The organism is Pseudomonas canadensis, assembly GCF_030980095.1.
In the GTDB taxonomy this organism is placed as follows: Bacteria; Pseudomonadota; Gammaproteobacteria; order Pseudomonadales; family Pseudomonadaceae; genus Aquipseudomonas; species Aquipseudomonas canadensis.
The window spans coordinates 1,036,676-1,060,974 of sequence record NZ_CP133298.1 but is presented as its reverse complement, the minus strand read 5'-3'; the positions used below and the strand labels follow the sequence as shown (position 1 = coordinate 1,060,974).

The 24,299-nt window shown below is 60.8% G+C and carries 21 protein-coding genes and 2 pseudogenes; 14 read left to right on the top strand and 9 right to left on the bottom strand.

Annotated elements, in window-relative coordinates; all coding sequences use genetic code 11:
* The first annotated feature begins 101 nt into the window (after positions 1–101).
* From RB216_RS04790 to RB216_RS04770, 5 genes and pseudogenes are all read left to right on the top strand, one after another.
* Positions 102–1,553 carry a mannose-1-phosphate guanylyltransferase/mannose-6-phosphate isomerase gene (locus RB216_RS04790; RefSeq protein WP_028618920.1) on the top strand — a complete coding sequence of 484 codons (1,452 nt, stop codon included), beginning with the start codon at positions 102–104 and terminating at the stop codon, positions 1,551–1,553.
* A 144-nt stretch (positions 1,554–1,697) separates the two neighbouring features.
* A complete protein-coding gene (locus tag RB216_RS04785) occupies positions 1,698–2,162 on the top strand; it encodes a multidrug transporter (protein ID WP_068933611.1) in 465 nt (154 codons plus the stop codon).
* Between the two features lie 14 nt (positions 2,163–2,176).
* A complete protein-coding gene (locus tag RB216_RS04780) occupies positions 2,177–2,989 on the top strand; it encodes an SDR family oxidoreductase (RefSeq protein ID WP_308908370.1) in 813 nt (270 codons plus the stop codon).
* Between the two features lie 91 nt (positions 2,990–3,080).
* Positions 3,081–4,427, top strand: a pseudogene (locus RB216_RS04775) (AAA family ATPase).
* The gene (locus RB216_RS04770; protein ID WP_308908369.1) at positions 4,420–5,049 is read left to right on the top strand and encodes an HNH endonuclease family protein; all 630 of its coding nucleotides are present in this window, start codon (positions 4,420–4,422) and stop codon (positions 5,047–5,049) included. The pseudogene RB216_RS04775 and the gene RB216_RS04770 overlap by 8 nt, the downstream one beginning before the upstream one ends.
* A 2-nt stretch (positions 5,050–5,051) precedes the next feature.
* Here RB216_RS04770 and RB216_RS04765 read toward each other — a convergent pair whose 3' ends face one another.
* Positions 5,052–5,909, bottom strand: a complete 858-nt coding sequence (locus RB216_RS04765; RefSeq protein WP_028618917.1) for a LysR family transcriptional regulator — start codon at positions 5,907–5,909, stop codon at positions 5,052–5,054.
* A 111-nt stretch (positions 5,910–6,020) separates the two neighbouring features.
* Here RB216_RS04765 and RB216_RS04760 point away from each other — a divergent pair, with 111 nt between their 5' ends.
* Together RB216_RS04760 and RB216_RS04755 are read left to right on the top strand one after the other, a co-directional pair.
* Complete coding sequence (locus RB216_RS04760; RefSeq protein WP_308908368.1) at positions 6,021–7,205, top strand: MFS transporter; 1,185 nt, start codon at positions 6,021–6,023, stop codon at positions 7,203–7,205.
* Positions 7,202–7,603: a DUF4440 domain-containing protein gene (locus RB216_RS04755; RefSeq protein ID WP_122686151.1), complete on the top strand. Its 402-nt coding sequence runs from the start codon at positions 7,202–7,204 to the stop codon at positions 7,601–7,603. Before RB216_RS04760 ends, RB216_RS04755 begins: the two co-directional genes overlap by 4 nt.
* A 17-nt stretch (positions 7,604–7,620) precedes the next feature.
* Here the strand turns inward: RB216_RS04755 and RB216_RS04750 are convergent, their stop codons facing one another.
* From RB216_RS04750 to RB216_RS04735, 4 genes are read right to left on the bottom strand one after another with little or no spacing between them, the layout of a single operon-like run.
* Positions 7,621–8,472, bottom strand: a complete 852-nt coding sequence (locus RB216_RS04750) for an efflux RND transporter periplasmic adaptor subunit (RefSeq protein WP_028618914.1) — start codon at positions 8,470–8,472, stop codon at positions 7,621–7,623.
* 10 nt (positions 8,473–8,482) lie between these two features.
* Positions 8,483–8,683, bottom strand: coding sequence for a DUF1656 domain-containing protein (locus RB216_RS04745; RefSeq protein ID WP_012722318.1), 201 nt, complete (start codon positions 8,681–8,683; stop codon positions 8,483–8,485).
* Positions 8,673–10,850, bottom strand: a complete 2,178-nt coding sequence (locus RB216_RS04740; RefSeq protein ID WP_068933615.1) for an FUSC family protein — start codon at positions 10,848–10,850, stop codon at positions 8,673–8,675. Before RB216_RS04740 ends, RB216_RS04745 begins: the two co-directional genes overlap by 11 nt.
* 10 nt (positions 10,851–10,860) lie before the next feature.
* Positions 10,861–12,372 (bottom strand): efflux transporter outer membrane subunit, encoded by a 1,512-nt coding sequence (locus RB216_RS04735; RefSeq protein ID WP_236318207.1) that lies wholly within the window; start codon positions 12,370–12,372, stop codon positions 10,861–10,863.
* Between the two features lie 182 nt (positions 12,373–12,554).
* On the opposite strand from RB216_RS04735, the gene RB216_RS04730 reads away from it, so the two are divergent.
* From RB216_RS04730 to RB216_RS04710, 5 genes are all read left to right on the top strand, one after another.
* Positions 12,555–13,523 (top strand): LysR family transcriptional regulator, encoded by a 969-nt coding sequence (locus RB216_RS04730; RefSeq protein WP_028618911.1) that lies wholly within the window; start codon positions 12,555–12,557, stop codon positions 13,521–13,523.
* Positions 13,524–13,585: 62 nt separating this feature from the next.
* On the top strand, positions 13,586–14,560 hold the full coding sequence (locus RB216_RS04725; RefSeq protein ID WP_068933618.1) for a 2-hydroxyacid dehydrogenase: 975 nt from the start codon (positions 13,586–13,588) through the stop codon (positions 14,558–14,560).
* Positions 14,561–14,751: 191 nt separating this feature from the next.
* Complete coding sequence (locus tag RB216_RS04720) at positions 14,752–15,654, top strand: chemotaxis protein CheV (protein WP_016974976.1); 903 nt, start codon at positions 14,752–14,754, stop codon at positions 15,652–15,654.
* Positions 15,651–16,133, top strand: a complete 483-nt coding sequence (locus RB216_RS04715; RefSeq protein WP_068933620.1) for a GNAT family N-acetyltransferase — start codon at positions 15,651–15,653, stop codon at positions 16,131–16,133. Before RB216_RS04720 ends, RB216_RS04715 begins: the two co-directional genes overlap by 4 nt.
* 107 nt (positions 16,134–16,240) lie before the next feature.
* Positions 16,241–16,984, top strand: a complete 744-nt coding sequence (locus RB216_RS04710) for a YkgJ family cysteine cluster protein (protein WP_068933621.1) — start codon at positions 16,241–16,243, stop codon at positions 16,982–16,984.
* Here the strand turns inward: RB216_RS04710 and RB216_RS04705 are convergent.
* From RB216_RS04705 to RB216_RS04695, 4 genes and pseudogenes are all read right to left on the bottom strand, one after another.
* Complete coding sequence (locus RB216_RS04705) at positions 16,962–18,029, bottom strand: methyl-accepting chemotaxis protein (protein WP_372514798.1); 1,068 nt, start codon at positions 18,027–18,029, stop codon at positions 16,962–16,964. The two genes, RB216_RS04710 and RB216_RS04705, sit on opposite strands and share 23 nt — an antisense overlap.
* A gap of 234 nt (positions 18,030–18,263) precedes the next feature.
* A pseudogene (locus RB216_RS29790) lies at positions 18,264–18,545 on the bottom strand (PAS domain-containing protein); the annotation flags it as partial.
* Between the two features lie 107 nt (positions 18,546–18,652).
* On the bottom strand, positions 18,653–19,423 hold the full coding sequence (locus tag RB216_RS04700) for a transporter substrate-binding domain-containing protein (protein WP_068933624.1): 771 nt from the start codon (positions 19,421–19,423) through the stop codon (positions 18,653–18,655).
* Positions 19,424–19,587: 164 nt separating this feature from the next.
* Entirely contained in the window at positions 19,588–19,821 is a 234-nt protein-coding gene (locus RB216_RS04695; RefSeq protein ID WP_028618905.1) for a hypothetical protein, read from the bottom strand.
* A 217-nt stretch (positions 19,822–20,038) separates the two neighbouring features.
* On the opposite strand from RB216_RS04695, the gene RB216_RS04690 reads away from it, so the two are divergent.
* Complete coding sequence (locus tag RB216_RS04690; RefSeq protein WP_068933626.1) at positions 20,039–21,205, top strand: efflux RND transporter periplasmic adaptor subunit; 1,167 nt, start codon at positions 20,039–20,041, stop codon at positions 21,203–21,205.
* Positions 21,202–24,291, top strand: coding sequence for a multidrug efflux RND transporter permease subunit (locus RB216_RS04685; RefSeq protein WP_028618903.1), 3,090 nt, complete (start codon positions 21,202–21,204; stop codon positions 24,289–24,291). Before RB216_RS04690 ends, RB216_RS04685 begins: the two co-directional genes overlap by 4 nt.
* Positions 24,292–24,299 lie beyond the last annotated feature (8 nt).

Sequence of the window (24,299 nt, the reverse complement as noted above, 5' to 3'; positions counted from 1 at the left end):
TCCCACAGGGACCGAGGAGTCCGGTCGGACCGAGACAAAAACAAGAGTGAAACGACAAACCTTCGTAGCTCTGACCCAAATCGATTCAAGGAGAAACACCCATGATTCCAGTCATCCTTTCCGGTGGTAGCGGCTCACGTCTTTGGCCGCTTTCCCGTAAACAGTTCCCTAAACAATTCCTGGCTCTGACCGGTGAACACACACTGTTCCAGCAAACCCTGGAACGCCTGGTGTTTGAAGGTATGGACGCTCCAATCGTGGTCTGCAACAAGGACCACCGCTTTATCGTCAACGAGCAACTGGCCGCCCGCAAGCTGGAAAGCCAGCGCATCCTGATGGAGCCGTTCGGCCGCAACACCGCGCCGGCCGTGGCCCTCACCGCGATGATGCTGGTCAATGAGGGGCGCGACGAACTGATGCTGGTGCTGCCCGCCGACCACGTAATCGACGACCAGAAAGCCCTGCAACGTGCGCTGGCCCTGGCCACCGTGGCCGCCGAGCGTGGCGAGATGGTGCTGTTCGGCGTACCGGCGACCCGTCCGGAAACCGGTTATGGCTACATCAAGTCTACTAACGATTCGCTGCTGCCCGAGGGCGTGAGCCGCGTCGAGCAGTTCGTGGAAAAACCCAATGAAAAACGCGCCGTCGAGTTCGTCAAAAGCGGCGGGTATTTCTGGAACAGCGGCATGTTCCTGTTCCGCGCCAGCCGCTTCCTCGAAGAGCTGAAAAAGCACGATCCGGACATCTACGACACCTGCCTGCTGACGCTTGAGCGCAGCGAACAGACCGCCGACACCGTGACCTTCGACGAAGCCACCTTCGCCTGCTGCCCGGACAATTCCATTGACTACGCCGTGATGGAAAAAACCCAGCGCGCCTGCGTGGTGCCGCTGAGTGCCGGTTGGAGCGACGTGGGTTGCTGGGCATCGCTGTGGGCCGTCAACGACAAAGACGTGCACGGCAACGTGAGCAAAGGCGACGTGGTGATCCAGGACAGCCGCAACTGCATGATCCATGGCAACGGTAAACTGGTGTCGGTGATCGGCCTGGATAACATCGTGGTGGTGGAAACCAAGGACGCGATGATGATTGCCCACAAGGACAAGGTCCAGGGCGTCAAGCAGATGGTCAACACCCTGAACGACCAGGGCCGCAGCGAAACCCAGAACCACTGCGAAGTCTATCGTCCGTGGGGCTCCTACGACTCGGTGGACATGGGCGGGCGTTTCCAGGTCAAGCACATCTCGGTCAAGCCGGGCGCGTGCCTGTCGCTGCAGATGCACCACCACCGTGCCGAACACTGGATCGTGGTCAGCGGTACTGCCGAAGTGACTTGTGACGAGAACGTGTTCCTGCTCACTGAGAACCAGTCCACCTACATCCCGATCGCCTCGGTGCACCGCCTGCGCAACCCGGGCAAGATCCCGTTGGAGATCATCGAAGTTCAATCGGGCAGCTACCTGGGTGAAGACGACATCGAGCGCTTTGAAGATATCTACGGTCGCTCGACGCCGGTTGAACGTGGTGTTTCGGTGAAAACTATCGCGCAGTAAAACAGTCGTACAAGAAGCCCCCGTCCAGCCGACTGCGTCCCCTATCCGCAGCCGGTTGGGCGGGGGCTTTTTCTTTGGGGCCGTGGTGATCAATCCCACCTACGCTTAAGTTAGGATGCTCATTCCCTACTTGAGGTGGTCTCCATGTTTTTCGGCGTTCTACTGATCATCACCTGGCTGATCCTGTTGCTGCGCTACCCCGCCAAGGCACTGCCCGTATCCCTTGCGGCCGCCGTGGGCTTGGGTTTCGTCGCGATCTGGGTGGTGTGGCTGGACAGCCGGGAAGCCTCGCAACTGGCCCGCCTGGAGCTGCGCATCACCTATGCTGCCGACGAATGCCCCACCGACCGACCGCTCAAATTGACGCTGAACAATGGCAACGATGTGCCGCTCACCGAACTGCGTTGGCGCGTCGCCGCCTACGCACCGGGCGATACGGTGAACCTCGCGGACAACGTCTATGCCGCCCCACGCTATCGCGGGCCCGGTGAGTTGCAAGCCGGCGCCACGTGGGAAGACTGCCTGCCCACTCCGCCTCTGCGCCCCGGCTACCGCCCGCAAACCCTGGAATTTCGCGCCGAGCACCTGCAAGGCAGTTTTTCGGACTGACAAAGGATTGATCCATGCCCAACGTACTGATCACCGGTTGTTCCAGCGGCATCGGCCGTGCCCTGGCGGACGCATTCAAAGCCGCCGGCTACACGGTGTGGGCCAGCGCCCGCCGCCCGGAAGACGTCGCCGCCCTCGCCGCTGCCGGCTTTAATGCCGTCGAACTAGACGTCAACGACAGCGCCGCTTTGCAACAGCTGGCCGAACAACTGGGCGAATTGGATGTACTGGTCAACAACGCCGGTTATGGCGCCATGGGGCCGTTGCTCGACGGCGGCACCGAGGCGATGCAACGCCAATTCGAGACCAATGTGTTTTCCATCGTTGGTGTGACCCAGGCGCTGTTCCCGGCCCTGCGGCGCAGCAAGGGATTGGTGGTGAATATCGGCAGTGTTTCCGGTGTGCTGGTAACGCCGTTTGCGGGGGCCTATTGCGCGTCAAAAGCCGCCGTGCATGCCTTGAGCGACGCGCTGCGCATGGAACTGGCGCCGTTTGGCGTGCAGGTCATGGAAGTGCAACCCGGCGCCATCAACACCCGTTTTGCGAAAAACGCCGGCGCCCAGGCCGAACTGTTGATCAATGAACAATCGCCATGGTGGCCGTTGCGCGACGGCATCCGTGCGCGCAGCCAGGCTTCCCAGGACAAGCCGACGCCAGCCAATGTGTTTGCGGCGGATGTATTGAAAGCTGTGCAACAACCACAACCGCCCCGCCTGCTGCGCTCGGGCAATGGGAGCCGCGCGTTACCGTTGATGGCGGCGTTGTTGCCCAAAGGGTTGCTGGAGAAGGTGTTGAAGAAACGCTTCGGCTTAAGTGGCATGTTGTAAGCAAGCATGAAGCCCACCTGCCAAAATCTGGGATGAGTGCCATAATCGCGGCCTGCCTCTTGAAACTGACTGGCCCCACAAGGGTAATGCGATGGAAATCAGAAAAATTCGACTGAACAACGTCGGTCGTTTTACCGACTTGGAAGTCGCCTTTGCGCCTACCGAAAAGCACGCGTCGAAGGTGACGGTGTTCGTGGGGAATAACGGGGCGGGGAAGACGACGATTTTGAAGTCGTTGGCTACGGCACTGAGTTGGTTCGTTGCCAGGGTGAGGACCGATAAAGGAAGAGGCTCGCCGATTCCCACTGAGGCAATCAATAACTCAGCCAACACTGCTGCCATCTTCATTCTCATCAGCGATGCCGCTCATTCAAATCGCTCCGACTACTATTGGACACTATCTCAATCACGCCAGGGTCGTGCGGCATCTGCTGTAAGCGAGCTCGCAAATGCCACTGAGCTAGCTGGTAACTACCGTTATCATTGGGCATTGGTAGACGAAAACATCTCTTTACCTCTCGTAGCTTTTTATCCGGTAGAAAGATCTGTTTTGCAAATTCCGCTGAATATAAAAAAATCGAATAAGAAGGTGGATCAACTTGCTGGATATGAAAGCGCACTTGGCGGAGGCGTGAATTTCGCTAGCTTTTTTGAATGGTTCCGCGATAGGGAAGACAGTGAAAATGAAGCTGGGATTCCCTTGAATGTTTTGACTCATTTAAAAAGTACGTTTGAATCAGATAAAAAATTCGTCAACGAGCTTAACCGAGTACAGAACGCTTCAAGAGATAAGCAGCTATCTGCTGTACGTTCCGCCGTAGCCTTTTTCATGCCCGGCTTTAATAATTTACGGGTTCAAAGATCGCCGAACCTGCATATGGCTATCGATAAGAATGGTGAAACACTTAATGTTGCGCAGCTTTCTTAAGGTGAAAAGTCCCTGATGGCTCTGGTGGGGGATATTGCGCGCCGTCTCTCCATAATGAATCCTGCGCTCGAAAATCCTTTACACGGTAATGGTGTGGTGCTGATTGATGAAGTAGATCTCCATCTCCATCCCAAATGGCAACGCAGCCTGATCCAACAACTAACGGCAACCTTCCCCAACTGCCAATTCATCCTGACCACTCACTCACCACTGGTAATCAGCGATACCAAGGACGTCCTGTGCTACGTCCTCGACGACGGTGAGCTGGAAGAACGCAATGGCCTTTATGGCCTCGATGCCAATCAGGTGCTGCTCAGCGTCATGGACACGGATGCACGCAACAGTGAAGTGCAGGACCGCCTGGATCGTCTACTGGATCTTCTGCAAGACAAAAACTTGAAAGAGGCTAAGGCCCTTTTCGAAGAACTTTCAGCAGACCTTCCCCCTGATCACATTGAGCTGACTAAAGCAGCTCTCCTGATTCGCAAGTTGGAGTTGCGCAGTGCGTAAGATCACTAAAGGACGTGAACCAGCAGCATTGACGCGCTGGAGACGCGCGAACCCGAGAGGTCGCTACCCCGAGTTAACGCACGAAGAAAGAAACGCCATTCGCCAAGCCTGCATAGAAGAGCAATACGGCCTATGTGCTCACTGTTGCAACGCAATCACGCTCGACAGTGCGCATAATGAGCATATGGAAGCTCAGAGGATCTCACCCAATCGCACAGTGGACTATTCCAATATCGTCGCGAGCTGTAATCGTCCCAACCAGTGCGGAGATTCGCACGCCCATCAGGCATTGCCGCTCACTGCGCTGATGGATGAATGCGAAACCGAGGTGAAATTTTATCTCTCGGGGCGAGTGGAAGGGCTGAGCCCAAGAGCTGTCACGTCTATTCAAGTACTGAATTTGGGAGACAGTCGCGAAAGGAATCGAGCACTATTCAATGATCGGAGAGACATCATCAATGCGCTTCTTTTCAACAGCCGCATGGATGGTTCTGATCTCACTACAGAAAATATCGACCTACTGACAATTCTTGAAGAAGAGCTGCAACAACCCGATGAAAACAGACAGCTCAAGCCATTCTCGCCGGTCTTGATAAATGTTATTCGCCAAATCAACGCCTGACCCTAACCCTTCATAAAGTCAATAAACGCCCGCACCTTCAGGGGCAAATGCCGGGTGTCCGGATACATCGCGTAGATCCCTTGCGGGGCAAAGCGATGGTCCGGCAACAGGCGCACTAATCGTCCGGCGTCCAGGTCATCCTGCACCAGCCATTGCGGCAACACCGCCACACCGTGCCCACGCACGGCGAAGGCTTGGAGAACGGCTGCGCTGTCGGCGACTAGCGACGCATGGCCGGGGCGATAAGAATGTTCGCCGGCTTGTGGATCGGTCACGCTCAACTCCGTCAATCGGCTATGCCCCAGCTTGGGCAACTGTTCCAAGTCATCCAGCGTATCAACCCCTCCAAACTGTGGTGCCGCCACGGCGAACACCTCGAAAGTCGACAACTGCACCGCGCGGTGATTGGAGTCCAGCAAGCGTCCCAACCGAATCGCCACGTCGAAACGCTCGGAGATCAGGTCCGCGTGAGTGGAGGATGTGGATAAGTGTATGTCCAGGTCCGGGTGCAGGCGGCGGAAGGCTTCGACCGCCGGGGCAACCACGGCCAATGCGTATTCCACGGTGGTAGTGATGCGCAACGTGCCTTTGAGTTGGGCATGCTCCGAGCGCGCCTCCTCCACCGCCAATCGCGCCTCTTCGAGCATGCGTGTGCAGCGCAGGTAGAAGCGCTCGCCGGCATCGGTCAGCGCCAGTTGACGGGTGTTGCGGGTCAGCAGAGTGACGCCCAGTTCTGCTTCCAGACGCTTGAGGTTGAAGCTGACCACGGCGCGAGTCTGGCCCAGCAGGTCAGCGGCAGCGGTGAGAGAGCCGGCCTCGACCACGGCCTTGAAGGTGTCGAATCGGTCCAGGCTGACCATCGGCGGCGCCCTCCTTTGTCAAAATATTTTTGACAAAGTAACAGGCAAACCAACGTATCCCAAACAGCACGACCCGCCTACCCTGCTCGCTTCACTCGCTGGATCGCACTCATGACCTACCGCTCGAAAGTCGCCTGGATCTTTTTATTGGGTTTTGCCCTGGACCTGGTGAACATGTTTGTCGCCACGGTCGCCTACCCGGATATCGCCCACGAACTGCATGCCTCGGTCACGCAACTGGCATGGATCAGCAACGCCTACCTGCTCGGCCTGACCGTGATCATTCCGCTCAGTGTCTGGTTGGCTGCGGTGATGGGGGAGCGAACTCTGATCGCGGCAAGCCTGTTGCTGTTCGCCGGGGCGTCGGTGATGGTGGGCCAGGCGAGTTCGATTGAAACACTGATCGGCTGGCGTGCCCTGCAAGGGCTGGGCGGTGGCTTGCTGATTCCCGTCGGGCAGGCCATGGCTTACCGGCATTTCCCGGCGGCTGAACGCAGCCAACTGACAGCGCGAGTGATGTCGGTGGCATTGCTGGTACCGGCGCTGTCGCCGGCGCTGGGTGGTTTGATTGTCGACAACGTGTCGTGGCGCTGGATCTTCTACGCCAATCTGCCCCTGGCGTTGATGACCCTGCTGCTGACCGTGCTGTGGATAAAACCTGACAGGCCGTCGAGCCGTCGTGTGCCACTGGACGTGGGCAGTATTTTCCAACAGATACGCAGCCCAATGCTGCGCACCGCGATGCTGATCTACCTGTGCATCCCCGGCGTGTTCATCGGTACCAGCCTCATCGCCATACTCTATCTTCGCGGCCTCGGGTACGACGCCACACAGACCGGCGCCTTGATGCTGCCGTGGGCACTGGCGTCGGCACTGGCGATTTTGCTCAGCAAAAAACTGTTCAACCGCTGTGGTCCGAAGCCATTGTTGTTGGCGGGCATGCTGCTGCAATGCCTGGGCATCCTGTTGCTGAATGGCCCTGCACTGATCATTCCAGCCTATTTGTTGATGGGGTTGGGAGGCAGCCTGTGCAGCAGTACCGCGCAGACCCTGGCCTTTCTCGATATTCCCGCCGAACGCATGGGCCACGCCAGCGCCCTGTGGAACATCAACCGACAACTGAGCTTCTGCCTGGGCGCAGCGGCGCTAAGTGCATTACTGTCGGCCTTGGATTCCTTCGCCATAACCTTCACGATGGCGGCAGCCCTGACACTGCTGCCTCTTTTTGCGGTGCTGCGTCTGGATACGTCCCGAATACGCGCACTGCTTCACCCTGCCAGCGAGCCTCACCGATGATCGATTACAGCGATTTTTTTGACGAAGTGATCCAGACCCATGTCGAGATCGAACAATGGTTTGCCGGCGTTGCGCCCGAAGGCACCTTGCAGAACCTGCTCGCGCGCTTCTCCCCGGAATTCAGCATGGTTGCCCCGGCGACCGGTGCACGGGTGAATGCGGCCGGGGTCAATGCCCTGTTCACGCGCTTGGGCGGCATGCGCCCGGGATTGAAAATCACCTTGAGCGAGATGGCCGGCATCGATCGCCATGCACGTGGCGCCACGGTGACCTATCGCGAGCATCAGATCGATGACAGCGGTACACAGACGGACCGCCGTGCCACGGTGGTGTTCGAGAAGCAGGCCAGTGGCGCGCTGCTGTGGCGCCATTTGCATGAAACCTTCATCAAGGCATAACGCCAGTTCCTGCAGGATTATGGGTTGACGATGACGGTGCAGGTAATCCCCGCCGCCAACAACACCCCTTCCGGTACCTCATCGATATGAATCCGTACCGGCACCCGCTGGGCCAGGCGCACCCAGTTGAAGGTCGGGTTCACATCGGCAATCAGTTCGCGGCTTTCGGGGTTGTCGCGGTCGTAGATACCTCGCGAGATGCTTTCCACATGCCCCTTCAAGGTCTCGCCACTCATCAATTGCATATCGGCTTTATCACCGACCTTGACGTGGGGCAGCTTGGTTTCTTCGAAGAAGCCATAAACCCAGAACGAGTTCATATCCACCACAGCCATCTTGGCTTCGCCGATGCGGGCATAGTCGCCGCGATGCACGTTCAGATTGGTGACATAACCATCCACCGCCGCCACCACCTGCGTGCGTTTCAAATTGAGTTCGGCCGCTTCCAGTTGCGCCAGCGCGTGTTGGTAGTCGGCCAGCGCCGAGTCGGCGATGTTGCTGGCGTCGTCGCGGTTTTCCCTGGAGATCACCAGGGCATCAAGGTCGGCACGGCGATGGGCATTGACCTTGCGCATTTCCCAGGTGGCTTTGCGCGACGCCACCAGCGATTGCGCCTGTTTGACCGCAATGCGGTAGTGCTCGGGGTCGATCTGCATCAACAGGTCGCCCTTTTTGACCAACTGGTTGTCACGCACCGGCACGTCGACCACTTCGCCGGTGACGTCGGCGGCGACGTTGATGATATCGGCACGCACACGCCCGTCGCGGGTCCACGGGGTTTCCATGTAGTGCACCCACAACGTGCGGCCAATCCAGATGGCCAAGGCCAGTACCAGCAAGGTCGCGAGCAGGCTGAAAAACTTTTTCATCGGGGCATTCTCAACGGTAGACGGTCAGCGCCAGGGCGCCGAACAGGCAAACAAACAGGCTCAGGCGCAGCAACGCCGGGTGCCAGAAAAAACGGTACAGGTCGAACCCGGCCAGGAAGCGATCAAGCGCCCAGGCCAACACGGCCGCGATCAGGAACATCAGGGTCATGGTTGGCATGTACACGCCATGGAAGGCGATTTCACGGGGCATGCGGGGATCCTTTAAGGGCGGCCAGCGGCGATTGCGGGTCCAGCAACGAGGTGCGGATAAAGTGCAGGTAGCTTTTCACCCGGCGCAGGGCCGAGGTGTCGAAGTGCGGGGCGAAGGGTTCATCGGTGGCCTGCACGCGGCTGATCGCATGGTCGACGGCGATCAGGCCGCGCTCCAGGTTGCTCGCGCTGGGTTGCAGGAACAGCCGCACCAGCGAGCGGCCCATCACGCGGATGGCCTGGCGCCACGGCTGGGACTCGGCATAGGCCGGATGCACCGGCAGAATCGCCTGCTCCTTGCGCAACTCGATGATCGCGTGGCCGACTTCCAGCACCACGAACATCCAGCGCAACAGGTCGCGCTGTACTTGCGGCTGGCCGACCGCGAGGCCGTAGGCCTGGTGCAGCAGGTCGCGGGTACGGCTTTCGAAACTCGACGCCAGGCCCTTGAGCTTGCCGCTGATCGCGTATACCACTTGCTCGCGCAGGTCCTGCTCCAACCGGCGCCACAGCCAGCGGCTGTTGGGCGGCAGGATGATCGCCCCCGCCGCCGCGCACACCAGCATGCCGATGACCATGGCGATGTAGTCGTTGATGAAGGTGTAGGGGTTGTAGATCGTCAGGTTGTCCGGCACCGAGCCGGTGCTGAAGAAGATCAGCAGCCCCACGCCGACACCCGCGTATTGCGGGCGCGAAGCGAGGAATGCGCCAAAGATGATCACCGGCGCAAGCATCACGCACAGCAGCGGGAAACCGTCGATCCAGGGGAACACGAAGAACATTTCGACAAAGCCCACTAAGGCCCCGATCAAGGTGCCGCACGCCATCTGGAACGCCATGCGTTTTGGGTTCGGCGTGGCGGCGGACAAGCCCACGGTAGCAGCGGCGATCAGGGTCATGGTCGCGCCGCTGGGCCAGGCGGTAGCCACCCAATAGCTGCCTAATACGATCAGGATGAATGACGCGCGAATTCCCGAGGCGGCGCAGGCCAGCCAGTTGGTCTTGGGGATGAAGGTTTCGTCCCACTGCTCGCGCGCATGGCTGTGATCCGCCAGGGAAGCGTGGGTTTGCGCGTAGTTATGCAGGTCGTCGACAAAACGGTAAAGAAGCTCGTAGGCGGTGTGGAAATCCAGTTGTTCGGCTTCACTGGGGTTCTCTTCCTGGAACGCCGCCCGCAAGCTGCGGACCTTGGCGGGCAGGCCGTCCTTGTAAGCGCTGAGCTGGCTGACCAAGCGTGCCGCGTCCGGGCTGGTGAGCGCACGGCCGGAGAAGCCGTCGAGCACTTCAGCAAGGTCTTGCAGCCCAGGCTTGATAGCCGCGACCACATGGTCCGCTTCATCGGTGCGCAAGCGCTCCAGCAACTGGTGCAAGGCATTGAAGCGTGTGGTGATGCTCATGAATTCGCTGTTGAGGCGACTGAGCCGGCCGTTGCGCCGACGCATGTGTGGGTCTTCAAACACCGTCACACTGCGCAGCCCTTCCAGGCCCACCGCTTCGGCGATAAAACGCACATTGCTGGCCTCGAAACCTTCGCGCTGGCTGCGCCCACGCAGGCCATCGGTGACGAACAGCGCAAACACGCCAAAGCGCTGGTACAACGCGTTGCGCATTGCGGCGCTGGAGGTTTGCGGCAGGATCGCGGCGCTGACCAGGGTGGAACACAGAATCCCCAGGGAAATTTCCAGCACCCGCCACACCGCCGCCATGAAAGCGCCGTCCGGATGCGCCAGGGCCGGCAAACCGACCATCGCCGCCGTGTAGCCGGCAAGTACAAACCCGTAGGCGCGGAAGTTGCGATTGCGCGTCGCGCCAGCGGTGCAGATGCCCACCCAGATCGCCAGCGCGCCAAGGAACAACTCAGTGTTCTGCGCAAACAGGGCAATCAACACCACCATCACCGCCGACCCCGCCAGGGTGCCGAGGAAGCGATAGAAGCTCTTGGCGAACACCTGACCGCTTTGCGGCTGCATCACGATAAATACTGTAATCATCGCCGTGCGCGGTTGCGGCAGTTCCAGGCGCATGGCCAGCCACAGCGTGAGGAACGCGGCGATCAGCACCTTGAAGATATACACCCAGGTCACGCCGTCGCTGCGTGCCCAGTCGAAAAAGCCACGGCGCCACTCAAGGGAATGCAGCCAGCGCAGCGGTGCAGGCAAGGGAGTCATCAGATCCTACTCAGTGATCAAACACGGCCAGCGCCGCCGGGGTCTTGCTCGGGAGGGTCTTGGCGTCTTGCGGCACATCGTTGCCGGCGCCGAGGCCGCCGCCCAGGGCCGTCACCAGTTCGGCGTGGGCGCTCAGGCGAGCCGCTTGTACCTGTTGCTCGATCTGTTGCTGATGAAACAGCAAGGTCTGCGCATTCAGGACATTCAGGTAATCGGTGAGGCCACGTTGATAGGCGATCATCGCGATGTCGTAGGTCTTCTGCGCCGAGGCCACCGACTGCGCGGCGAAGGCGGCTTGCTTGTCCATCGATTCGCGGCGGATCAGTTGGTCGCTGATGCCCTTGAGCGCATTGACCAGGGTCTGGTTGTACTGGGCGACGGCGATGTCATAACCGGCGCTGGCTTCGCCCAGTTCCGCACGCAGGCGGCCGCCGTCGAAGATCGGCAAGGTGATCGCAGGTCCCACGGTGTAGTTGAATTTCTTGCCCGCCAGGAATTCCAGCATGCCGCCACCGGTGGCCATGTAGCCGAGGCTGCCGACCAGATCGACGTTGGGGTAGAAACCGGCGTGGGCCACATCGATGCCACGGGCCTGGGCCGCGACTTGCCAGCGGCTGGCGACCACGTCCGGGCGTTGACCGAGCAACTGCGCGGGCAGGCTCGACGGCAACTTCAACGGCGCGCCCAGGGACAGGCTCGGGCGTTGCAACCGCGCGCCTTCCCCCGGGCCTTTGCCCGCCAGGGCCGCCAACTGGTTACGGCTCAGGGCGATCTCTTCGTCGAGGGCGTCCAGTTGCCGATGGGTTTCCGGCAATGGGGTTTCGGCCTGGCTGACATCGAAGTGGGTGCCGATCCCAGCGTTCAAGCGCTTGTTGGCCAGGTCGAGGATCTGCTGCTGTTGCGCCAGGGTCGCCGCGACGATATCGCGGTTGGCGTAATGCAACGACAACTGGATATAGGCGCGCACCACGTTGTTCTGCAATTCGAGTTGAGCCTGGCGCGCTTCGGCGGCGCTCATGTGCGCCAGGTCGACGGCACGTTCGGTGGCATTGCTTTCGCGGCCCCACAAGTCGAGGGCGTAGCTCAGGCCCAGGGAGGCATTGTTGTCCCAGGTGTTGGCTCCGCTCAGCTCGCCAGGACCATAGAACTGATCCTTCGGCCAGTTGTGGCGCTTGAGGGTGGTGTCGCTGTTGATCTGCAGCGACTCGGCCGACTCGGCAATCCCGGCCATGGCCCGCGCCTCACGCACTCGCGCGGCGGCCATGGCCAGGCTCGGGCTATGCTGCGTGGCCAAGTCGACCCAGCGGTTCAGTTGCGGGTCGCCGTAGGCTTGCCACCATTGCTCGGTGGGCCAGCGGGCGTCCTGGGCGGCGCTCTGGATGGCTTCGTCGGTAGCCAGGTGGTTGGCGTCGAGAGACTGGCCTTGTGGGGCGATTCCTCCGGTTCCGATGCAGCCGCTGATTGCTAACGATAAAGCCCAAACACTGAGAGTCTTAAGCTCTCTGCTGATGCGACGCGGCACGGCAAGCGTATTCCTGAGAGGGTGGAGCGGGAAAGGTGGCGCAATTCTAGGCGGCGGCATGAACGACGATAAGCTGGTATTCCTGTGAATCTTTGTTACCGTTCAGGCGATAATCCGTTGGTAGGGATCACTGGACGGCGTAACTTTCTGTCACAATTTGTTATCTCCCCTGAGAACACTCCATGGACACTTTGCAAAACATGCGCGCCTTCAGTTGCGTGGCCGAAGCCGGCAGCTTCACCGCCGCCGCCGTGCAACTGGATACCACCACGGCCAATGTGTCGCGCGCGGTCTCCAACCTTGAGGCCCATCTGCAAACCCGCTTGCTCAACCGCACCACCCGACGCATCGCGCTGACCGAGGCCGGTAAACGCTATCTGCTGCGCTGCGAACAGATCCTGGCCTATGTCGAGGAAGCCGAGGCCGAAGCCAGCGACGCCCACGCGCGCCCCGCGGGGCAGTTGAAAGTGCACACCATGACCGGTATCGGCCAGCACTTCGTCATCGATGCGATTGCGCGCTACCGCCGTACCCACCCGGACGTGACCTTCGACCTGACCCTGGCCAACCGCGTGCCGGACCTGCTCGATGAGGGCTACGACGTGTCCATCGTGCTGGCCAGCGAGCTACCGGACTCAGGCTTCGTGTCCCAGCGCCTGGGCATCACCTACAGCATCGCCTGCGCCTCGCCGGATTACGTCAAGGCCAAAGGTTGCGCGCAGCGCCCACAGGACTTGCTCAACCACGCCTGCCTGCGCCTGGTCAGCCCGGTGATCCAGTTGGATAAATGGACCTTCAACGGCCCTGAAGGCCAGGAAAGCGTGGCGATCAACACCTCGCCGTTCCTGGTGAACTCGGCCGACGCGATGAAAACCGCGATCACCAGCGGCATGGGCGTCGGCCTGTTGCCTGTGTACGCGGCCATCGAAGGCCTGCGCAACGGCACCCTGGTGCGAGTGATGCCCAACTACCGTTCCCAGGAACTGAACCTGTACGCCATCTACCCGTCGCGCCAATACCTGGATGCGAAGATCAAAACCTGGGTGGAATACCTGCGCGGCTCGCTGCCGGAGATTCTGGCAGCGCACCAGGCGGAACTGGTGGCGTATGAGTTGAGTGGCAGCCTCAGCGGCGCGCGGATGGCCAACTGACAAGCGGCAGCAGGAATGTTAGCGTGCTTGGCATTCTTCCGTAGTCGATGAGCCCGCCTGCAATGAAAAAGACTGTCCTCGCCTTCAGCCGCGTCACCCCGGAAATGATCGAACGCCTGCAACAGGACTTCGAGGTGATCGCGCCCAACCCCAAGCTGGGCGACATCAACGCTCAATTCAATGAAGCCCTGCCCCACGCCCACGGTCTGATCGGCGTGGGCCGTAAGCTGGGGCGCGAGCAGTTGCAGGGCGCGAGCAAGCTGGAAGTGGTGTCCAGCGTGTCAGTGGGCTATGACAACTACGATGTGGCGTACTTCAACGAACGCGGGATCATGCTCACCAACACCCCCGACGTGCTCACCGAAAGCACCGCCGACCTGGCCTTTGCTTTGCTCATGAGCAGCGCCCGTCGGGTGGCCGAGCTGGACGCCTGGACCAAGGCCGGCCAATGGAAAGCCAGCGTCGGCGCGCCGTTGTTTGGTTGCGATGTACATGGCAAAACACTCGGCATCGTCGGCATGGGCAACATCGGCGCGGCCGTGGCCCGGCGAGGGCGCCTGGGTTTCAACATGCCGATCCTGTACAGCGGCAACAGCCGCAAGCCGGCACTGGAGCAGGAGCTGGGCGCGCAATTTCGCAGCCTGGATGAGCTGCTGGCCGAGGCAGATTTCGTGTGCCTGGTGGTGCCGTTGAGCGACAAGACCCGTCATCTGATCAGCACCCGCGAACTAGGGTTGATGAAGTCCAGTGCGATCCTGATCAACATCTCCCGTGGCCCGGTGGTCGACGAACCGGCGCTGATCGAAGCCCTGCAAAACCAGCGCATCCGTGGCGCCGGGCTGGATGTATATGAGCAGGAACCACTGGTCGAGTCGCCGCTGTTCCAACTGAACAATGCCGTGACCTTGCCGCACATCGGTTCGGCCACGAACGAAACTCGCGAAGCCATGGCCAACCGCGCCCTGGACAACCTGCGCAGCGCCCTGCTGGGCCAACGTCCGCAGGACCTGGTGAACCCCCAGGTGTGGAAGGGCTGACTTCAAGGGCCTGACCGTTCCCACTGTAGGAGCGAGCTTGCGCGCGAAAAAGCATCAACGATAACGCGCCCATCCTGGATAAACGCGGTGCCCTTGAGTTTTTCGCGAGTAAGCTCGCTCCTACAGTTTTGGGTGCACAGGTCGATAACCTTCCATAGAAGATCGTCATCCCTGATCCACAGAAGGTTTTTATGTCCACCACCAAAGCCCGCGCAGACTCACTCTCGCTTCTGCTCTTTACCTTGCGCAGCGGCAAGCTGATGGCGATCAACCTGCTGAAAGTCAGCGAAATCATTCCCTGCCCGCCGCTGACCAAGCTGCCGGAGTCCCATCCTCACGTCAAAGGCATCGCCACTCTGCGCGGCAACTCGCTGGCGGTGATCGACCTGAGCCGCGCCCTCGGCGAAATGCCCCTGGCGGACCCTGATGGCGGCTGCCTGATCGTCACCGACGTGAGCCGCTCCAAGCAGGGCCTGCATGTGCAAGCCGTGAGCAAGATCGTGCATTGCCTGACCACCGACATTCGCCCACCGCCCTACGGCTCCGGGGGCAACCGCGCGTTCATCACCGGGGTCACCCAGGTGGAAGGCGGCCTGGTGCAGGTGCTGGACATCGAGAAAGTCATCCACGGCATCGCCCCGGCACCGATCGAAGCGGCGCCGACCGACCTGACCATGGAAGAGGCCGAAGTGCTCGGCAATGCACGCATCTTGGTGGTGGACGACAGTCAGGTCGCCCTGCAGCAATCCGTGCACACTCTGCGTAACCTTGGCCTCACCTGCCACACCGCGCGTAGTGCCAAGGAAGCCATCGACGTGCTGCTGGAGCTGCAAGGCACGGTTGAGCAGATCAATGTGGTGGTGTCGGACATCGAAATGTCGGAAATGGACGGCTACGCCCTGACCCGCACCCTGCGCGAAACCCCGGATTTCCAGCACCTCTATGTACTGCTGCACACCTCCCTGGACAGCGCGATGAACAGCGAAAAAGCCCGGCTGGCCGGCGCCGACGCAGTGCTCACCAAATTCTCTTCGCCGGAGCTGACCAAGTGCCTGGTGGTGGCCGCGCAAACGGTGGCGCAAAAAGGCCTGTGAGCGAATATTTCCAACTGCTGCGCCGCGACCTTATCGGCAGCCTGCCCGCCCCGCAGTGGCCGGTGGGCACGCAGTTGGATCATTACCGTGACGACTTGGCCCCGGCGATTCACGCCGTATTGCGCCTGACTCAGGATCAGGGTGGCGGTCGCGTTCCCAACCTGGAAACCTGGCAGCAGCAGTTCACCACCGATGCCGAGTTCGATCCCACGCTGTGCCTGGTGGTCAGCAACGGCGACGGCATTCTCGGCGTGGCCCAGTGCTGGACCAGCGCCTTTATCAAAAACCTTTCCATTCATCCTTGCGCCCAAGGCCAAGGGCTGGGGCGTGCCTTGTTGCTGCATAGCTTCCAGGCGTTCAAGCAACGCGGCGAACCCTATGTGGACCTCAAGGTGCTGGAGAGCAACCTGCGTGCCCGCCAACTGTATGAAAGTGCGGGGATGAAATTTGTCCTACGCGACGTAGTCGCTCAGGACTGATACGCACTGGCGTGTTACTTGCTTTCAGAGAGCGAATCGGTGAACAGAGGTAAAAACCCGTCACCGTTCTTGCGTGCCCTCTGACCTAGCCTGGTGACAGATCCGCCATGAATACTCAATTTTCCTGCGTCGGTTGCGGCAAATGCTGCTCCGACCACCACGTGCCCCTGACCCTCGAAGAAGCCCGGATGTGGGCGTCGGACGGCGGTAACGTCATCGTTCTGGCGGAAGGTTTCCTGGTCAACGGCCTGGGGCTGCCCCAGCAGCAACGCGAACATGCCGAGCGCCGTTCGGTAGTGGTGCCCAGCGGCAGTACCGAGGCGTTTGTGGCAATCACCTTTGCCGCCTACAACGCCGGGCGCTGCCGGAATCTTGACGAAGACAACCGGTGCCGCATCTATGAACGTCGCCCGTTGGTGTGCCGCATTTATCCGATGGAGATCAACCCGCATATCCCGCTGAACCCCGCCGCCAAGGATTGCCCGCCGGAATCCTGGGAACAGGGCCCGACGCTGATCGTCGGCGGTGAGCTGATGGACCAGGACCTGGCTGAACTGATCCGCCGCTCGCGCCAGGCCGACCGCGACGATGTGCAGACCAAGGAAGCGGTGTGTGCCTTGCTGGGCATTCGCACTACGGCGCTCAAGGGTGATGGCTTTACCGCTTACTTGCCGGACATGGGCGCATTCGCCCAGGCGATTGAGTTGGCAGTGAGTCAGCCGTCCGTGGCCAATGAATGGGTGTTCCATGTGTCGGGGCTGGACATCGCCGAGCAGGTGCTGGATGCCGGGGCGCAGATTGCCACCGAAGTGCCGGCCAACTATGCGTTTATCCCGTTACGCGCGGCTTAGACCAGAATTCTCTCGCCAATTGACGCAGATCCTCCGCCAACGCCGCCACATCGTTTGAGCTGAGCTGGCTTTGCTGCCCGGCGCTGACGGTGGCCTCCCCGGCGTCCCGAATGCCGACGATATTGCGGTTGATGTCTTCACTCACCACGCTCTGTTCTTCCACAGCCGTTGCGATCTGCTGGCTCATGGCGGTGATTTGCGTGACGCGCTGGCTGATGCCATCCAGCGCGGCGGCGGCACGTTGTGCTTGTTCGACGCTGGCTTCGACGTGCTCGCTACTCTGGGCCATGGCCTGCACCGCATCACGGGCGCCGCCTTGCAGGGTGCTGATCATGCGCTGGATTTCATCGGTCGATTGCTGCGTGCGCTGCGCCAGTCCGCGCACTTCATCCGCCACCACGGCAAACCCGCGCCCCTGCTCACCCGCACGCGCCGCTTCGATAGCAGCATTCAGCGCCAGCAAGTTGGTCTGCTCGGCAATCGTGCGGATCACCTCCAGCACGCCGCTGATCTCGCCGCTGTGGCTTTCCAACTGGTGGATCACCTCAGTGGCACGCGCCAATTCCTGGGACAGGCGCAACACCGCATCACGGCTTTGATCCACACGCTGATGGCCTTCGCGGGTTTCGCTGCCAGCCTGGTCGGCAGCCTTGGACGCCTGCTGCGCGTGGTTGGCCATTTCGGCCACGCTGGCGGCCATCTGGTGGATCGCCGCCGCCACTTGGTCGGTCTGGGTTTGCTGACCCAGGCTACTGGCGTGGCTGCTGTCGAGGTGCCGCACCAATTGCGCGGCATGGCCGGACAAGCGCTGAGAGGCATCGCCGATACGGCCCACCACGGCGCCCACCTGGGCTTCGAGCATGTGCAGGGCAAACTCGATCTGCCCGCACTCGTCACGACGTCCGGTATAGATCGCCTGGCTCAGGGGATTGTCGGCGATGCGGCGCGCCCGTTCTTGCAACTGGGCCAGGGGCCGCAAGATCGCCCGCACACCCATAGCCCCAACCGCGGATCCCGCCAGAAGCGCGAGTAATTGCCAGGCCAACGCGTATTCCGCCAGGCCAAGACCCGATGCCAAGGTCGCACCACAGGTGACGGCGACCCAAACCACCAGTTTCGTGCCTATGCCGATGGCCGGCCCCGTCGCACGCTTGCCGGCTCGCAAGCGCGCGTAGGCCTGCTCTGCCAGGGTAATCCTGCGGGCATCCGGCTTGGTACGCACCGATTGATACTCCACCGTCGCTCCGTCGCGGGTCACCGGCGTGGCATAGGCGCTGACCCAATAGTGGTCGCCGTTCTTGCAACGGTTTTTCACCATGCCCATCCACGAACGCCCGCCCTTTAGGGTTTGCCACATATGGGCAAACGCCTCGGACGGCATATCCGGATGGCGCAGGACGTTATGCGGCATGCCCAGCAGCTCGTCATGGCTGTAACCGCTGATGTCGATAAAGTCCTGGTTGGCGTAGGTAATCGCGCTGGTCAGGTCGGTGGTCGAAAGGATATTGGCGTCGGGAGCAAAGTCCACATTCCGACCGGTGACCGGCAGATTGATCTTCATGGAGAAGCGCGCTCGTGATTGTTGGAGGAGTCGGCAGGGCGTCGACTCTAAGCGCACCGGAGGGGCAAATACTGATCCAGCTCATGTTCCGCGCAATTAATTGGCCATCATTGTGGGTCCAATCGATAAGGCGCAAGGATCCGTTGGTACTCACCATTGTGCTTGAGCTGTTCGAGGGCGCGGTTGAGTTCAGTACGCAACGCAGTGTCCGTGTTGCGCAATGCGATCGCGATGCCGTCGCCCAGTAGCTCAGCGGAAACAGCAGGGCCCAGGAAGTCGAAATCTGCGCCGGCAGCGGTGTCGAGCAGTACGTTGCGGATTTCCACGGAGCCCTGCAGTGTCGCATCGATATGGCCTGCCACTAGGCTACGGACCAGTTCGTCGTTGAGCCAAAAACTCCTGATGATCACACCTTCGCGAGCCCACTGAGACAAGGCAAAGGCTTCGCGATTACTCCCTAGCAAAACGCCGACACGCTTGCCTTTGAGTGACGTTGTAGTCGGCATGAGGCCCGAGGCCCGGTGCGCAACGAGGCGCGTGGTGAACGGGTAGAGGTTATCGGTGAAACTCACCCGGCGGCGCCGCTGAGGTGTGGAGGCAATGCCCATAATTGCATCGAATTTCCGGGCGTCAAGGTCGTTGAAGTTTTCGACCAGCACCTGATCGATCCAGGTACAGCGCACATTCAATTGCTGGCACAGGGCATTACCGAGCTCGATGTGCATGCCGACCAGTTGCCCTTGCGGATCGCGACTCTGGAAGGGAGGGAACAATGCGGCAACCGCAAAACGGATTTCGCGCCGTGGTTGATCAATGCCTGCGACGGCATCCACTGCGAGCAATAGGACAAGCGCTACACAAAGGTGTATCAGGGCCACAGGAAACGTCCTTTTCCGGAAAGAGCACCCTCCGCTCAGGCCCGATACGAAACCAGGGCAGAGCGGAAGCTGTGCAAGCTTTCAAGAAACGGTCGCATGCCTACAAGCAGAAACATCGACGGGAGCTGTAGGCAACATCCGCCAAATATTACAACCGATTAATCTTAACGTTTACCCATTGAGCGACGGGTGCCCGGCGGGGCCATGCCCGGGGACTTGGTGTGGCCGTTTTTGGCTCCATTCTTGTACCAGGGCTGGGCGGCGTTCTTGGCCCCAGCCAGTTCACCCGGCTTGAAGGGAAACTTGAACGCCGGGATCTCGGCTTTTTCAACGCCTTCGGCGCTGGCCGGAGCGACAAGGTCGGCCGCTTCAACAGGGGGTTGTGTCGGGGAAGTCATAAGGGCTCCGGCGCGGGTATTGGTGTAAAAGCGCGAGTATAGCGGGGCCGGAGGGCCAAGCGGTAAGCTTCAAGCGGCAAGTTTAAAGCACTAGCTGTCATGGCTGTCAGTTTGACGTCACGATCCTGACCGGGTCGCCGCGCTATAAAGCTTTTATCCAAACCTCAACTTGCAGCTTGCAGCTTGAAACGTGCAACTGCGCCTCTGGTGTCCGTCGATGCACATTCAACGAAAAACCGCCCTGATCGTGGGGGTCCTCGTGGTGTTGGCCGTTGCAACCTGGGCACTGACCCGACCGGCCAAGTCCAAACTGGCGGCCCCCACCGCGATTCCGGTGCGAGTGGTGAGCGTGGCGCAGCAGGACATTCCGCGCTTTGTCAGCGGGATCGGCTCAGTGTTGTCGCTACACAGTGTGGTGATTCGCCCGCAAGTGGACGGCATCCTGACTAAATTGCTGGTCAAGGAAGGCCAGTTGGTCAAGGCCGGTGACCTGCTGGCGACCATCGATGACCGCTCGATCCGCGCCAGCCTGGACCAGGCCAAGGCTCAACTGGGCGAAAGCCAGGCGCAATTGCAGGTGGCGCTGGTCAACCTCAAGCGCTACAAGGAGTTGAGCGTCGACGACGGCGTGTCCAAGCAGACTTATGACCAGCAACAAGCCCTGGTCAACCAGCTCAAGGCCACTGCCCAAGGCAACCAGGCCGCAATAGATTCAGCTCAGGTACAACTTTCCTACACTCAGATTCGCTCGCCGGTCAGCGGACGCGTCGGTATTCGCACCGTGGATGAAGGCAACTTCTTGCGCACCGCCGATACCCAGGGCCTGTTTTCCGTGACCCAGATCGACCCGATTGCCGTCGAGTTCTCCCTGCCGCAACAAATGCTGCCCACCTTGCAGGGCCTGATCGCGGCGCCCACAAAAGCCAGCGTCGATGCCTACTTGGGCGCCGACACCGATGGCCAGACCGGCGACTTGCTCGGCGAAGGTCACCTGAGCCTGATCGACAATCAGATCAGCTCCACCACCGGCACCCTGCGCGCCAAGGCCGAATTCAACAATGCCTCGCAGCGCCTGTGGCCTGGGCAACTGGTGACCATCAAGATCCAGACCGCCCTCGACAAAAACGCCTTGGTGGTGCCACCGACCGTCGTGCAACGCGGCCTGGACTCGCATTTTGTGTACCGGGTCAACGGTGACAAGGTGGATGTGGTGCCGGTGCAGGTCACCTACCAGGACAGCGACGTGAACATCATCAAGGGCGTACAGGCCGGCGATGTGCTGGTCAGCGATGGCCAGTCACGGCTCAAGGCGGGTGCGCAGGTGGAAATACTCAAGGAGCCGCCGCAAGTCATTCAGACCGTCGATGCCAAGGTGCAGCCATGAGCCGTTCGCCGTCAGCCTGGTGCGTCGACCACCCGGTCGCCACCCTGCTGCTGACCTTTGCCCTGGTACTGCTCGGGCTGATTGCCTTCCCGCGCCTGGCGATCGCCCCACTGCCGGAAGCGGAATTTCCGACGATCCAGGTCACTGCCACCTTGCCCGGCGCCAGCCCGGACACCATGGCCTCGTCCGTGGCCACGCCGTTGGAGGTGCAATTCAGCGCCATCCCCGGCATGACCCAGATGACCTCCAGCAGTGCACTGGGCTCAAGCTTGCTGACCCTGCAATTCACCTTGAACAAAAGCATCGATACTGCCGCGCAGGAAGTACAGGCGGCGATCAACACCGCGTCCGGCAAGCTGCCCAGCGACATGCCGAGCCTGCCGACCTGGAAGAAGGTCAACCCGGCGGACAGCCCAGTACTGATCCTCAGCGTCAGCTCCAACAGCATGCCCAGCACCGAACTGAGTGATTACGTGGAAACCCTGCTGGCCCGGCAAATCAGCCAGATCGACGGGGTCGGCCAGATCAACATCACCGGCCAGCAGCGCCCGGCAATCCGCGTCCAAGCATCGCCGGACAAACTCGCCGCCATCGGCCTGACCCTGGCCGATATCCGTTTGGCCATCCAGCAATCGAGCCTCAACCTGGCCAAGGGCGCGATCTACGGCGAGAACAGCGTGTCGACCCTGTCGACCAACGACCAGTTGTTCCACCCGGAGGACTACGCGCAGCTGATCGTGTCCTACAAGGACGGCGCACCGGTTCAACTGCGGGATATCGCCAAGGTCATCAACGGTTCGGAAAACGCCTACGTACAGGCCTGGTCCGGCGACACACCCGGGGTCAACCTGGTGATTTCGCGTCAGCCGGGCGCGAACATCGTCGAGACCGTGGACCGCATTCAAGCCGAGCTGCCGCGCCTGCAAGCGATGCTGCCAGCGTCGGTGCAGGTCAGCGTGTTGACCGACCGCACCAAGACCATCCGCGCCTCCCTGCATGAAGTGGAAGTGACGTTGCTGATCGCCATCCTGCTGGTGGTGGCGGTGATGGCGCTGTTCCTGCGCCAATTGTCGGCAACGATGATTGTGTCCAGTGTGCTCGGGGTTTCGCTGGTCGCCAGCTTTGCGCTGATGTACCTGATGGGCTTCAGCTTGAACAACCTCACGCTGGTGGCGATCGTCATCGCAGTGGGCTTTGTGGTGGACGATGCCATCGTGGTGGTGGAAAACATTCACCGCCACTTGGAAGCCGGGCTCGACAAGCGCGAAGCGGCGATCAAAGGCGCTGGTGAAATCGGCTTTACCGTGGTGTCCATCAGCTTCTCGCTGGTGGCGGCGTTTATCCCGCTGCTGTTCATGGGCGGCGTGGTCGGGCGGCTGTTCAAGGAGTTCGCCTTGACGGCCACCTCGACCATCCTGATTTCGGTGGTGGTCTCGCTGACGTTGGCACCGACACTCGCCGCGCTGTTCATGCGCGCGCCCACTCATCATGCCCACGACAAACCCGGTTTCAGCGAGCGACTGCTGGCCGGCTATGCACGCAACCTGCGTCGTGCCCTTGCCCATCAACGCAGCATGGCGGCAATTTTCGTGGTGACCCTGGCCTTGGCCGTGGTCGGCTATGTGTTTATCCCCAAGGGCTTCTTCCCCGTGCAAGACACCGGTTTTGTGCTGGGCACCAGCGAAGCGGCGGCCGACGTGTCCTACCCGGACATGGTCGCCAAGCACAAAGCCCTGGCCGAGATCGTCAAGGCCGACCCGGCGGTGGAAGCGTTTTCCCATTCAGTGGGTGTGACCGGCAGCAACCAGACCATCGCCAATGGCCGTTTCTGGATCGCCTTGAAAGACCGCGGCGACCGCGATGTGTCCGCCAGCCAGTTCATCGACCGTATCCGCCCGAAACTGGCAAAGGTGCCGGGCATCGTCCTGTACCTGCGCGCCGGCCAGGACATCAACTTGAGCTCCGGCCCCAGCCGCGCCCAGTACCAGTATGTACTCAAGAGCAATGACGGCCCGACGCTGAATACCTGGACCCAGCGCCTCACCGAAAAACTGCGCGCCAACCCGGCGTTTCGCGACCTGTCCAACGACCTGCAACTGGGCGGCAGCATCACCCACATCAGCATCGACCGCCAGGCCGCCGCGCGCTTTGGCCTCACCGCCACCGATGTGGATCAGGCGCTGTACGACGCGTTCGGCCAGCGCCAGATCAACGAATTCCAGACCGAGATCAACCAGTACCAAGTGGTGCTGGAACTGGATACCCAGCAACGCGGCAAAGCCGAGAGCCTCAACTACTTTTACCTGCGCTCGCCGCTGACAAACGAGATGGTGCCGCTGTCGGCCCTGGCCAAAGTCGATCCGCCCACCGTGGGGCCACTTTCGATCAGCCATGACGGCATGTTTCCGGCCGCCAACCTGTCGTTCAACCTGGCACCGGGCGTGGCCTTGGGCGATGCAGTGATCATGCTCAACCAGGCCAAGAATGAAATCGGCATGCCGACCACCATCATCGGCAACTTCCAGGGTGCAGCCCAGGCATTCCAGAGTTCGCTGGCCAGCCAACCGTGGCTGATCCTGGCGGCGCTAGTGGCGGTGTATATCATCCTCGGCGTGCTGTACGAGAGCTTCGTGCACCCGCTGACGATCATTTCGACCTTGCCCTCGGCAGGGTTGGGCGCGCTGATCATGCTGTCACTGATGGGGCAGGACTTTTCGATCATGGCGCTGATCGGCCTGGTGCTGTTGATCGGCATCGTGAAGAAGAACGGCATCCTGATGATCGACTTTGCCCTGGAGGCTCAGCGTGTCAGGGGCCTGTCGCCGGAAGATGCGATCTATGAAGCCTGCGTCACGCGGTTCCGGCCGATCATCATGACCACCCTCGCCGCCCTGCTTGGCGCGGTGCCGCTGATGCTCGGCGCCGGCCCCGGTGCGGAAATGCGCCAGCCGCTGGGTATCGCGGTAGTCGGCGGCCTGCTGGTGAGCCAGGCACTGACGCTGTTCACCACACCGGTCATATACTTGTACCTTGAGAAGTTTTTCCACCGGCCCAAACCAACGCCTGCGTTGGCGACCACTGATTGAGGCCCGGC